Here is a 12,320-nt window from a genome sequence, read left to right on the forward strand (position 1 = left end):
CAAGTCTGCGCGGCTTCGCCCGACCCTCATCCGCCCCTTCGGGCACCTTCTCCCGGTGGGAGAAGGGAGAGAAGCTAAAACCCCTCTCCCGTCGGGAGAGGGGTTGGGGTGAGGGCGGGGCGCGAAGCGCTGCGCTGAAGCAAGTCTGCGAGGCTTCGCCCGACCCTCATCCGCCCCTTCGGGGCACCTTCTCCCGGTGGGAGAAGGGAGAGGCTAAAGCCCCTCTCCCGCCGGGAGAGGGGTTGGGGTGAGGGTAGGGCGCGCAGCGCCCCGCCGAAGCTCGCCCCGCGCGCAGGGCTCAGCGCGGACGCGACTTCGGCGCAGCGCCGGCCGGCGGCTCGCCGGGCTTGCCGGTGCCCGTGCCGGCGGCGGGGCGGCCGAAGCCGGCGCCGAGGTTGCGCTGGAACTCCTGCCACAGCTCCAGGTTGCGCTCGGTGAGCTGGTTCATCATGGTCCACGGGGTCTGACCCAGCAGATTGCCCATCTGCTGGCGGAACTGCTGCTGCTGGTCGAGAAACACCTGCATGCTGCGCTCCAGGTAGTTGCCCATGAAGCCCTGCAGCGAGTCGCCATAGAAGCGGATGATCTGGCTGAGCAACTGCGTGGACAGCATCGGCTCGCCGTCCTGTTCCTGGTCGGCGATGATCTGCAGCAGGACCGCGCGGCTGAGGTCTTCGCCGGTCTTGGCGTCGCGGACTTCGAATTCCTCGCCGTCGATGATCAGCTGGCGAACGTCTTCGATGGTGATGTAACTGGAGATCTCGGTGTCGTAGAGGCGGCGATTGGGATACTTCTTGATGATGCGAATCTCAGCCATGAAGCGATCGCTCTGTGACGGTAGGCGCGCAGCATGGCGCAGCGCAGCAGGGCTTGCAACCGCCGTTACTCCCTGAACACGCGGGTGCAGCATAGAAATCATGCTGCGCAGCATTCGCGGAGCGGCCAAGGGCCGCCACGCTGCGCTTCGCGCCGGTTGGGGTAGCGTTACCTCGCGCGAAAGCCGCCGACTGAGCGATTCAGTCGATCACCAACCCATGTGGTGGCCGCCGTTGATGTCCAGGTTGGAACCGGTGATCCATGCGGCTTCCTCGGCGACCAGGAACGCCACGGCGTAGGCGATCTCCTCCGGCTTGCCGAGACGCCCGGTGGGGATCTCGGCGGCGATCTTGGCGCGCACTTCCTCCGGCACCGCCATCACCATGTCGGTGGCGACGTAGCCGGGCGAGACCGTGTTGACGGTGATGCCGTAGCTGGCGTTTTCGCGTGCCAGCGAAATGGTGAAGCCGTGCATGCCGGCCTTGGCGGCGGCGTAGTTGGCCTGGCCGTACTGGCCCTTGAGGCCGTTGATCGAGCTGATCTGGATGACCCGGCCCCAGCGCTGCTGGCGCATGCCCTCGATCACCGGTCGGGTGACGTTGAACACCGAGTTGAGGTTGGTGTTGATGACTTCGTGCCATTGCTCGGCGGTCATCTTGTGGAAGGTGGTGTCGCGGGTGATGCCGGCGTTGTTGACCAGGATCTCGACCGGGCCGAGCTGGCGTTCGACCTCATGCACCAGGGCCTGCGCGTGCTCGGGCGAGGCGACGTCGCCGGGGACGATGGCGACGTCATGGCCGCGCTCGCGCATGCGCTGCTGCCAGGCCAGGGCCTTGGCCTGGTCGCGGTAGTTGCTGGCCACGCGGTGGCCCTGCGCGGCCAACCGCTCGCAGATCGCGGTTCCGATGCCGCCGGTGCCGCCGGTGACCAGCGCAACGCGTGATGTCATGGATGTCGCTCCGGATAGAGAGGGAAAGGGAAGAGCGGCCGTGCTGCGGCCGAAGGTGCGATTCTAGTCAGCCTTGATGTCGCTGGGGATGTCGCTGCTGACCGGCGGCATCGTCCACGCTCCGGTCCTGCGCCGGCAGTCCGGCCGGATCGAAGGCCCGCAGCGCCGCGGCCAGCAGCGCCGGCACCGAACCGGCGCCTGCCAATGCCGCGGGCGGCTGGCCCAGCGTGGCCCAGGCCAGGCGCAGCGCCGGCAGCGGGTCGGCATCGTCGAGCGGCAGCGCCGCGTGCGACTTGGACAGCTTGCGGCCGTCGGCGTCGAGCAGCAGCGGCAGGTGCAGGTAGCGCGGCGTCGGCAGGCCCAGCGCACGCTGCAGCAGGATCTGCCGCGGCGTGGACTCCAGCAGGTCGGCGCCGCGCACCACGTCGGTGATGCCTTGTGCGGCATCGTCGACCACCACCGCCAACTGGTAGGCCCAGCAGCCGTCGGCACGCAGCAGCACCACATCGCCGACCTCGGCATGGACGTCCTGGCTCAGCCGGCCGCGCACGCCGTCGTCGAAGGCGACCACGCTGGCCACGCCGGGCGGCACGCGCAGGCGGATGGCCGGCTGCGCGCGCGGCGCGGTGGCGACGCAGGCATGGTGCACGCCACCTTGCGCCGCCAGCGCGCTACGGCTGCAACTGCAGGGAAAGGCGAGGCCTGCCTGCAGCAGCCGCTGCAGCGCGTCGCGGTAGACCGGGTCGCGCTCGCTCTGCCGCAGCACCAGTCCGTCGGCCTCCAGGCCGCAGGCGCGCAGGCTGGCCAGTTGCCGCTCGGCGGCGCCGGGCACGCTGCGCGGGCGGTCCACGTCCTCGATGCGCAGCAGCCATTGGCCGCCGGCGTGGCGGGCAAGCAGCCAGCTGCCGAAGGCGGCAAGCAGCGAACCCAGGTGCAGCGGGCCGGTGGGCGAGGGCGCGAAGCGGCCGCGATAGGGAGGCGGGGACATGGGCAAGCTGAATCCTCGGTCAGGTACGCGCTTGAATTCAAGCGGCCGACACCGCAGATTCGAGCCAATCCTTCCATTTAATCTATGCGGAGCCCACGCTCACATGTTCAATCGTATCGCCCTGTTCCTCATCACCAACCTGGCGGTGCTGGTGCTGGCCGGCATTGTCATGTCCGTGTTCGGGGTCAATCCCAACCAGATGGGCGGCCTGCTGGTGATGGCCGCGATCTTCGGCTTCGGCGGCTCGCTGGTGTCGCTGCTGCTGTCCAAGTTCATGGCCAAGCGCGCCACCGGTGCGCAGGTGATCACCGAGCCGCGCAACCACACCGAGCGCTGGTTGCTGCAGACCGTGCAGCGCCAGGCGCAGGCGGCCGGCATCGGCATGCCCGAAGTGGCCGTGTACGACGGCCCCGAGATCAACGCCTTCGCCACCGGCGCCAACCGCAACAACGCATTGGTCGCGGTCTCCACCGGCCTGCTGCAGAACATGACCGAGGACGAGGCCGAGGCGGTGCTGGGCCATGAGATCAGCCACATCGCCAACGGCGACATGGTGACCATGGCGCTGCTGCAGGGCGTGCTCAACACCTTCGTGATCGTGCTGGCGCGCGTGGTCGGCGGCGTGATCGACAGCTACCTGTCGGGCAACCGCGACGGCCGCCGCGGCCTGGCCTACTTCGCGATCGTGATGGTGCTGGAACTGGTGTTCGGCCTGTTCGCGACGATGATCGCGATGTGGTTCTCGCGCTACCGCGAGTTCCGTGCCGACGCCGGCGGCGCCCGCCTGGCCGGCCGCGCCAAGATGATCGCGGCGCTGCAGCGACTGGAACTCAACCATGGGCAGAGCACCTTGCCGTCGCAGGTGCAGGCGTTCGGCATCGCCGGCGGCCTGGGCCAGGGTCTACGCAAGTTGTTCATGAGCCACCCGCCGCTGTCCGAGCGCATCGCCACCCTGCGCGCCTCGCACGTCAACGCGACAGTGAGCTGAGCCACCGCGGGATCGACACGCCGACCGGCGAAGCGCAGGCTTCGCCGGTCGGCGCTTTTGCGAATCCCCAATCCCGAATCTCCGCCCCTCAGGCAAAATCGAACGTCATCCCCGGCGTGGCCAGGCCCACGAACTCGCCCTGCACGTAGTCGACGCCGGCGCTGAACAACAGGCTCATCGAGGTCGCGTCCGAGACGAACTCGGCGATGGTGCGGATGCTCGCCGACTGCGCGCGTGCGGTGATCTCGCGGATCTTGTCCTGGTGTTCGCGGGTCTGCGTCAGGTCCTGGGTGAAGCCGCGGTCCAGCTTCAGGAACGAGGGCTGGAAGTGCGCCAGCAGCTGGAACGAGTCCAGGCCGGAGCCGAACTGTTCCAGCCCGACCTTGCAGCCCAGGGTGGTGGCGTCGGCCAGGAACTGCTGCGCGTTGCGCAGGTGGGTGAACACCTTGGCCTCCGGCGTCTGCAGCCACAGGCGATCGCCGGGCACGCCGTGCGCGGCCAGTTCGCGCCGGATCAGATCGACCATCTGCGTGTCGGCGAAGGCCTCCGGGCTGACCTTGACCAGCAGGCTGGTGGCGTGGCCGGCGCGCTGGCGTTCGCCGATCACCGCGATCGCGCGGGCGACCACCCAGCGGTCGATCTCGGCGGTCAGGCCGTGCTCGGCGGCGATGCCGAGGAAGGTCGACGGGCCGATCAGCTCGTCGTTGCGCTCCAGGCGCAGGTAAGCCTCGTACAGTTCGTGCGGCTCGCCCTGCAGGTTCAGCACCGGCTGGTAGTGCAGCAGGAAGCCGTCGCCCGCCAGGGCCTCGCGCAGGTGCTGGACCCAGCGCTGCACGCGCTCCTCCTCGAGGCGGTCGGCCGCGCCGGGGTCGAAGATCTTGCAGGCATTGCCGCCGAGTTCGACGGTCGCCTGCACGTTCTCGCTGGCGCGCGCCAGGACCTGGCCGACGCTGGCGATCTTCTCGCCGATCTGCACGCCGCCGATGCTGACGGTGACCGTGGCCGAGCGCTCGCCGACGCTGAACACGTGGCTGGCGTAGGCCTGCAGCAGGCGTTCGGCCAGCGCCGCGGTGCGCGCGTAGTCGCCTTCCAGCAGCAGCGCGAAGTTGTGCTCGCCGAAGCGCGCGGCCTGTACGTCGCCGTCGATGGCGGCGGCCAGGTGCTGGGCCAGCGCCGCGACCAGCGCGTCGGCCGAATCCAGGCCGATGTCGGCCAGTAGCCGCGCGTAGTGGTCCGGCTCGACCAGCAGGAAGCCGTACTGGCCCTCGCCGCGGCCGACCTGGGCCACCGCGGTTTCCAGCGCCAGCATGAAGGTCGGGCGGTTGAGCAGGCCGGTGACCTGGTCGCGCTGGCGCAGGTCCTCGACCTCGCGCGCCAGTTCCGGGTCGAACTCTTCGCGGCGGCGGAACACCACCTGCACGCAGGCTTCGCCCTCGTAGCTGGCGGTGGCGAACTCCATCGTCGCCGGAAAGCTGTCGCCTTCCAGGGTGCGTGCGTCCACCTGATACTGCGCCGGCGGCGGCTCGCCCTTGCTTAGCGACTTCAGCAGTTGCTTGAAGCCTTCCACGTGTTGCGGGGCGACCATGTCCAGCAGCGACACGCCTTCGACGTCGTCGAACGACGCGAACCCGAACATCTCCAGGTAGGCGTCGTTGGCGCGGATGTGCATGCCTTCGTGGATGTAGGCGATCGGGTCGCGCGAGGAGGCGATCAGCGCATCGCAGCGGCGTTCGGTCTCGCGCATCTGCGCCTCGATCCGGCGCAGCCCGCGTCGTGCCTGCAGGTCGGCCCAGGTGGTGCGGACCACCGCGAGCAGATGTTCGGGGCGCTGCCGCAGCGCGATCGCGCGCGCGCCGCCGGCCACGGCCTCCAGCCATTCCTGTTCGTCGATGCGTTCGGCCAGTACGATGACCGGGATGTCCTTGCCGCTGGCCGCGACCCGCTGCAGTACCTGCGGCAGGGGGATCGACTGGGCCTGCGCGCTGAGCACCAGGTCGATCGGCTGCGCGGCCAGCGTCGCCGACAACTCCTCGGCGTGCTGCGGCCGCGACGGGCGCACGGCGATGCCGCTGTTGCGCAGGCTGCTGACGATCGCCTCGGCGTCTTCGCCGCTGTCGTCGACGATCATCAGGCGGAGGGTGATGTCTTTGCCTGTGTGCATGAAGCCTCCCGGAGACGGGGTTTAATACACGATGGCCGCTGCGGCGTCCATGAATGAGGGGCGGGGATTCGAGATTCGGGAGTGGGGATTCGAGGTGAAGCGGAGATTTGGGATTCGGGATTGGGGATTCGTCAAGACAAACTCCGCCCGGGTTGGGTTGGTCGGCCTGGGCTGGCTCGCGTATCTACAGCCGTGATGAGCCCGCCTTGGCGAATCCCCAATCCCCAATCCCCAATCCCGGCGGCAGGGTCACGCCGCCAAGCCAGCCGCATGGCCCGAGGCCCAGGCCCACTGGAAGTTGTAGCCGCCCAGCCAGCCGGTGACGTCGAGTACTTCGCCGACGAAGTACAGGCCGGGCACGCGCCGCGATTCCATGGTCGAGGACGACACCTGGTCGGTGTCCACGCCGCCCAGGGTGACTTCGGCGGTGCGGTAGCCTTCGGTGCCGCTGGCCACCAGCGGCCAGGCGCCGAGTAGCTCGGCGGCCGCGCGCAACTGCGGTTCGTCCAGCTGGCGCACCGGCTTGTCCGGCAGCCAGACCTCGCACAGGCGTTGCGCGAACCGGCGCGGCAGCGCCTCGCCCAGCACCGTGCGCAGCTCGGCGGCACCGCGCAGGCGTTTCTGGTCGCGCAGCCAGGTCGCCGCGTCCTGCCCCGGCAGCAGGTCCAGGCGCAGGTCGTCGCCCGGCTGCCAGTACGAGGAGATCTGCAGGATCGCCGGGCCGCTGACACCGCGGTGGGTGATCAGCATGAAGTTGCGGAAGCGCGCGCCGTTGCAACTGGCCTCCACCGGCAAGGCGAGGCCGGACAGGTCGTGCAGGCGTTCCTGGTGCTTGCCGCTCAGGGTCAGCGGGACCAGCCCGGCACGGGTCGGCAGCACCGCGTGGCCGAACTGCCGCGCCAGTTCGTAGCCGAAGCCGCTGGCGCCGAGGCTGGGAATCGACAGGCCGCCGGTGGCCACCACCAGCGACGTCGCATGCACCGGGCCATCGTCGGTGTCCAGGCGGAAGCCCTCGCTGCCGCGTTCCACCGCGCGCACGCTGCAACCGGTGCGCACCGTTACCCCGGCCGCGGCGCACTCGTCCACCAGCATGCGCACGATCTGCTTGGAGGAGACGTCGCAGAACAGCTGCCCCAGTTCCTTCTCGTGGTAGGCGATGGCGTGGCGTTCGACCAGGTCGATGAAGTCGGCGGGGCGGTAGCGGGCCAGCGCCGACTTGCAGAAGTGCGGATTGGCGGACAGGAAGTTGCCCGGCCCGGTGCCGGTATTGGTGAAGTTGCAGCGGCCGCCGCCGGACATCAGGATCTTCTTGCCGACCTTGTTGGCATGGTCGATCACCCGCACCCGGCGTCCGCGCTGGCCGGCGACGATCGCGCACATCAGCCCGGCGGCGCCGGCACCGATCACCACGACGTCGGTCTGGATGGGGGCGTTCCCGGCGCTCATGCCGCGGCTTTGCGCACCGAGGGAGTGAAGGCGAAGCTGCCGCTGTCGCCCAGCCACTGCACTTCGCCGTCCTGGATCATCACGTCGAACCGCATGCTGCGCTGGATCAGCTCGGCCGCCGCGGCGACGGCGTCGGCCGGCAGGTCGATCACCTGCACCTGCTTGAGCTTGGCCAGGGCGGAGGCATTCTTGTCCCACCAGATGTCCGCGGCGCGGCCGCCGTAGTTGGCCACCACCACCGAGCGCGCCCGGCCGCAGGCCTTGCGCACCCGCGACTCGTCGGGCTGGCCGACCTCGATCCATTGCTCGATCGCGCCGGTGTAGTCCATCCGCCACAGGTCGGGCTCGTCGTCGCTGCTCAGGCCCTTGCCGAACAGCAGGCGCTCCTCGGCGAACAGGGCGAAGGTCAGCAGGCGCGCCATCAGCCGCTGGTCGGTCTCGGACGGGTGTTGCGCCAGGGTCAGGGAATGGGCGGCGTAGTAGCCGCGGTCCATGTCGGAAATCTGCAGCTCCGCCTTGCGGAGGGTGGCGGTGAGGGCCATGCGGCTACCGGGATCGAGGGCGCAATAGGATACGGTGTGCGGCGGCGCCGGGCCCGGAACGTGCGTGGGACATGGGGATCGGTGCCGGCCGCCTTGGCTGGGGCGGGCGAGGGGCCGCAGGCTGATGTGGACGCATGCGCCATGGCCTCGGGCTCGGTCGCCGTTGCCAGGTACGCGGGCGGATTTGCGCAATTTCCACGGGCCGGCAGGGGGTTCGGCCGCGCTGGCGCTAACTTTAGGGTTGGGTTCAGCTTCCTTGTGGTGGATCCCGGTTTGTCTACACAAACATGTCGCTTTTTGAGCGCTACCCGCGTATGGTGACCCCACTGTGTTTGCTAGAGTCACCGTGAATCGTGGCTTGGTGCAGTAGATCTCGCGATCCACTTCATCGTTCCGCTCGCTTTACTAACGCCTGCAACTCAGTCTCGGCCTCGATTTCCGATGGCTGCGATTTCTTCAATTCAATGTTTCAGGAGTTAGCAAAATGACTGACCGTCAGAACGGCACCGTGAAGTGGTTCAACGATGCCAAGGGCTTCGGCTTCATCACCCCGGAAAGCGGCCCGGACCTGTTCGTGCATTTCCGCGCGATCCAGGGCACCGGCTTCAAGTCGCTGCAGGAAGGCCAGAAGGTGACCTTCGTCGCCGTGCAGGGCCAGAAGGGTATGCAGGCTGACCAGGTGCAGGCCGTCTAAGGACGCCCGCCACCGCAAGGTTGCCAGACGCCGGAAGCGCAAGCTTCCGGCGTTTTTGTTTGGGCGATCGTTTTTCGGGCATCGCGCGCGCTGCGGCGGCGGCGCTGCGGCCGGGTCGCCAGGCGCAGCGACGGGCCCTGCATGCGCGGCTTCACACCCGCATCCGGCTACCATGGCGGCCCCCGAGCTCCGGAGCCGTCGCCATGATCACCGTGCATCACCTCAACCAGTCCAGGTCGCAGCGCGTGTTGTGGTTGCTGGAGGAACTGGCGCTGCCGTACCAGGTGATCAAGTACCAGCGTGATCCCAAGACCATGCTGGCGCCGCCGGAACTGCGCGCGATCCATCCGCTGGGCAAGTCGCCGGTGCTGGTGGACGACGGTCACGTCCTGGCCGAGTCCGGGGCGATCCTCGACTATCTGGTGGACCGCTACGACACCGGCAGCACGCTGTCGCCGGCGCCGCAGCCGCTGGATTCGCCCGAGCGCCTGCGCTACCGCTACTGGATGCACTACGCCGAGGGCTCGGCGATGCCGCCGCTGCTGATGAGCCTGGTGTTCGGGCGGATCCGCTCGGCGAAGATGCCGTTCTTCGCGCGGCCGATCGCCAAGGCCATCGTCGACAAGGCGATGCAGGGCTTCGTCGGGCCGCAGGTGCGCCTTCACCTGGACTGGATGGAGCGCGAGCTGGCCGAGACTGGCTGGTTCGCCGGCGACCGCTTTACCGCGGCGGACGTGCAGATGAGCTTCCCGGTGCAGGCCGCGGCCGCGCGCATCGGCCTGCAGACGCATCCGAACCTGGCCGGGTTCGTGCAGCGGATCGAGCAGCGCCCGGCCTATCTGCGCGCGCTGCAGCAGGGCGGCCCGTTCGAGCTGCTCGGTAGCGCGGACGGCTGAACCCGGTTCGCGCCGCTCGCGGTGCCGGCCGGATCAGGGGCCGGCGGGACGCGCCGGGCAGGCGCGCACGAAGGCGATGCTGTCGGCCATGACCGGCAGCGCCGGGTCGTCCTTGCGCAGCGCCAGCACCAGACGCATGTGGCCGACGCCGGGATAGGTCTTCAATTCGGCCGGCACCCCGACGCGCTGCAGCGCGGCCTGCAGCGACTGGCTGTTGTGCGGTTCCACCACCGTGTCGGCGTCGCCGTGCAGCAGCAGCGCCGGCGGCTCGTCGCCGTCGACGAAGTTCACCGGCTGCGAGCGCCGCTGCTGTGCCGGGTCCTGGCCGAACATGCCGATCAGGTCCGGGTCGGTCAGCGGCAGGAAGTCGTAGGGGCCGGCCAGTCCGACCAGGCCGCACAACTGCCGCGGCGACAGGCCCTGCGCCTGCAGCCAGTGGCCGTCGGTGGTCAGCAGCGCGGCGATGTGCGCGCCGGCGGAGTGGCCCATCAGCACCAGCCGTTGCGGGTCGCCGCCATACTCGGCGGCATGGCGCTGGCTCCAGGCCACGGCGGTGGCGGCGTCGCGCATGAACCCATCCAGGGTCACCTGCGGATACTTGCGGTAGTCCGGCACGATCGCGACCACGCCGTGCCGCGCCAGCGCTTCGCCGGCCCAGCGGTAGTTCTGGCGGTTGCCGGTCTTCCAGGTGCCGCCGTGGAAGAACACCACCACCGGCGCGTGTTGCACCCCGGCCGGGCGGTACACGTCCAGCGCCAGGCCGTGCGCCGCGTCGTAGACGATCCCGCGCTGCTCGCTGAGGCCATGGCGCGAGGAACCGGCGTTGAGGCCGCCGAAGAACAGGCTGCTGCAGGCAGAGACCAGCAGCGAGGACAGGGCGATCAGGGCGTTGCGGGGCCAGCGGGGCGGAGACGGACGGTCGGACATGGGCGATCCCGGAGAGGAGCGCGGAGCATGCCGGATGCCCATGTCGGTGGCGAGTGGAGGTGGGGCGGGGATTGGGGATTCGGGAGTGGGGATTGGCAAGAGCGTGGGCTTGCGGTGCCTGCGTCGGCGCCGTGGAGCTTTTGCGGCGCCGTACCCTCACCCCAACCCCTCTCCCGGCGGGAGAGGGGCTTTGCAGGCCCGCGCGGCGACAGGCCTGCACCGTGTGCTCACCTCGCGGCCTTTCCAATCCAGGTTGTGCCTTCTACGCTGTGCTCATGACTTCCTTGCGTTTCGACAATCGCTTCGTCGCCGAACTGCCTGGCGATCCGGAAACCGGTCCGCGGCGCCGCGAGGTGCTGGGGGCGCTGTGGTCGCCGGTCGAGCCGACCCCGGTGGTGGCGCCTCAGCTGCTGGCGTATTCGCCGGAGGTGGCGACCTTGCTCGGGCTGTCCGAGCAGGAGGTGCGGTCGCCGGAGTTCGCCGCGGTGTTCGCCGGCAACGCGCGCTATCCGGGCATGCAGCCCTATGCGGCGAACTACGGCGGCCACCAGTTCGGGCATTGGGCCGGGCAACTCGGCGACGGCCGCGCGATCTCCCTGGGCGAGGCCCTGGGCGTGGACGGGCGGCGCTGGGAACTGCAGCTCAAGGGTGCCGGGCCCACACCGTATTCGCGTGGCGCCGATGGCCGCGCGGTGCTGCGCTCCTCGATCCGCGAGTTCCTGTGCAGCGAGGCCATGCATCACCTGGGCGTGCCGACCACCCGCGCGCTGAGCCTGGTCGGCACCGGCGAGACGGTGGTGCGCGACATGTTCTACGACGGCCATCCGCGCGCCGAACCGGGCGCGGTGGTGTGCCGGGTGGCGCCGTCGTTCGTGCGCTTCGGCAGTTTCGAATTGCCGGCCGCACGCGGCGACACCGCCTTGCTGCGGCGCCTGGCCGACCTGGTGATCGCGCGCGACTTCCCGCACCTGCAGGGTGCCGCTGGCGCGCGCGACGCGGCCTGGTTCGCCGAGATCTGCGCGCGCACCGCGCGCATGGTCGCGCACTGGATGCGCGTCGGCTTCGTGCACGGGGTGATGAACACCGACAACATGTCGATCCTGGGGCTGACCATCGACTATGGCCCCTATGGCTGGGTCGACGACTACGACCCGGACTGGACACCCAACACCACCGATGCGCAGGGCCGTCGCTACCGCTTCGGCACCCAGCCGCAGGTCGCGTACTGGAACCTGGGGCGGCTGGCGCAGGCGCTGGCACCGCTGTTCGACGACGTCGCGCCGCTGCACGACGGCCTGGAGCGGTTCCGCGCCGAGTATGCGCAGGCCGAGCGCGACAACATCGCCGCCAAGCTCGGCCTGGCGACCTGCGCCGACGACGATGTGGCGCTGATGCGCGATGGGCTGGACCTGCTGCAGCAGGGCGAGGTCGACATGACCCTGTGGTTCCGCGGGCTGAGTGCGTTGCCGCTGCAGCCGTGGACGCCGGCGCAGGCCCTGGCGGCGCAGGCCGAGGCCTTCTACGACCCGGCCCGGCTGGCGACGCAGGCGCCGGCGTTCGAGGCCTGGCTGGCGCGCTACGCGCAGCGCCTGCAGCAGGATCCGTTGCCCGCCGCCGCCCGCGTCGCACGGATGCGTGCGGCCAATCCGCGCTACGTGCTGCGCAACTACCTGGCGCAGCAGGCGATCGACCGCGCCGAGCAGGGCGACACCGGCGGCATCGACGAACTGCTGGAGGTGATGCGCCATCCCTACGACGAACAGCCCGGGCGCGAGGCCTTCGCGGCGAAGCGGCCGGACTGGGCGCGGAGCCGGGCCGGCTGTTCGATGCTGTCCTGCAGTTCCTGAGCAGGGCCGGCGCGTGCGCTCAGGCTGTCGGTCCGGGCGCTGATGGCGCGGTCCGGCGCGCGATTC

At 69.6% G+C, this 12,320-nt stretch carries 11 protein-coding genes; 4 read left to right on the forward strand and 7 right to left on the reverse strand.

The window, feature by feature from the left end:
• Positions 1-298: 298 nt before the first annotated feature.
• The 3 genes from phaR to gluQRS form a co-directional block, all read right to left on the reverse strand.
• On the reverse strand, positions 299-817 hold the full coding sequence (phaR, locus tag QN245_RS08345; protein WP_184447667.1) for a polyhydroxyalkanoate synthesis repressor PhaR: 519 nt from the start codon (positions 815-817) through the stop codon (positions 299-301).
• A 207-nt stretch (positions 818-1,024) separates the two neighbouring features.
• A complete protein-coding gene (phbB, locus tag QN245_RS08350; RefSeq protein ID WP_160967408.1) occupies positions 1,025-1,765 on the reverse strand; it encodes a beta-ketoacyl-ACP reductase in 741 nt (246 codons plus the stop codon).
• A 67-nt stretch (positions 1,766-1,832) separates the two neighbouring features.
• Complete coding sequence (gluQRS, locus tag QN245_RS08355) at positions 1,833-2,753, reverse strand: tRNA glutamyl-Q(34) synthetase GluQRS (protein WP_317845036.1); 921 nt, start codon at positions 2,751-2,753, stop codon at positions 1,833-1,835.
• Between the two features lie 103 nt (positions 2,754-2,856).
• Between gluQRS and htpX the strand changes: the two genes are divergently transcribed.
• A complete protein-coding gene (gene htpX, locus QN245_RS08360) occupies positions 2,857-3,741 on the forward strand; it encodes a protease HtpX (RefSeq protein WP_317845037.1) in 885 nt (294 codons plus the stop codon).
• An 88-nt stretch (positions 3,742-3,829) separates the two neighbouring features.
• Here htpX and QN245_RS08365 read toward each other — a convergent pair whose 3' ends face one another.
• The 3 genes from QN245_RS08365 to QN245_RS08375 all read right to left on the reverse strand — a co-directional run bounded on the left by QN245_RS08365 (position 3,830) and on the right by QN245_RS08375 (position 7,890).
• Positions 3,830-5,902 carry a GGDEF/EAL domain-containing response regulator gene (locus QN245_RS08365; RefSeq protein WP_160967413.1) on the reverse strand — a complete coding sequence of 691 codons (2,073 nt, stop codon included), beginning with the start codon at positions 5,900-5,902 and terminating at the stop codon, positions 3,830-3,832.
• 249 nt (positions 5,903-6,151) lie between these two features.
• Positions 6,152-7,348: a BaiN/RdsA family NAD(P)/FAD-dependent oxidoreductase gene (locus QN245_RS08370; protein ID WP_317845038.1), complete on the reverse strand. Its 1,197-nt coding sequence runs from the start codon at positions 7,346-7,348 to the stop codon at positions 6,152-6,154.
• On the reverse strand, positions 7,345-7,890 hold the full coding sequence (locus QN245_RS08375; protein ID WP_160971085.1) for a YaeQ family protein: 546 nt from the start codon (positions 7,888-7,890) through the stop codon (positions 7,345-7,347). Before QN245_RS08375 ends, QN245_RS08370 begins: the two co-directional genes overlap by 4 nt.
• A 484-nt stretch (positions 7,891-8,374) precedes the next feature.
• Here QN245_RS08375 and QN245_RS08380 point away from each other — a divergent pair, with 484 nt between their 5' ends.
• Entirely contained in the window at positions 8,375-8,584 is a 210-nt protein-coding gene (locus QN245_RS08380; RefSeq protein ID WP_184646570.1) for a cold-shock protein, read from the forward strand.
• A 203-nt stretch (positions 8,585-8,787) separates the two neighbouring features.
• Positions 8,788-9,480: a glutathione S-transferase family protein gene (locus QN245_RS08385; protein WP_184646572.1), complete on the forward strand. Its 693-nt coding sequence runs from the start codon at positions 8,788-8,790 to the stop codon at positions 9,478-9,480.
• A 33-nt stretch (positions 9,481-9,513) separates the two neighbouring features.
• Here QN245_RS08385 and QN245_RS08390 read toward each other — a convergent pair whose 3' ends face one another.
• Positions 9,514-10,407, reverse strand: a complete 894-nt coding sequence (locus QN245_RS08390; RefSeq protein WP_317845039.1) for an alpha/beta hydrolase — start codon at positions 10,405-10,407, stop codon at positions 9,514-9,516.
• Positions 10,408-10,682: 275 nt separating this feature from the next.
• Between QN245_RS08390 and QN245_RS08395 the strand changes: the two genes are divergently transcribed.
• The gene (locus QN245_RS08395; protein WP_317845040.1) at positions 10,683-12,254 is read left to right on the forward strand and encodes a protein adenylyltransferase SelO; all 1,572 of its coding nucleotides are present in this window, start codon (positions 10,683-10,685) and stop codon (positions 12,252-12,254) included.
• The last annotated feature ends 66 nt before the right edge of the window (positions 12,255-12,320 follow it).

It is taken from the genome of Xanthomonas rydalmerensis (genome assembly GCF_033170385.1).
In the GTDB taxonomy this organism is placed as follows: Bacteria; Pseudomonadota; Gammaproteobacteria; order Xanthomonadales; family Xanthomonadaceae; genus Xanthomonas_A; species Xanthomonas_A rydalmerensis.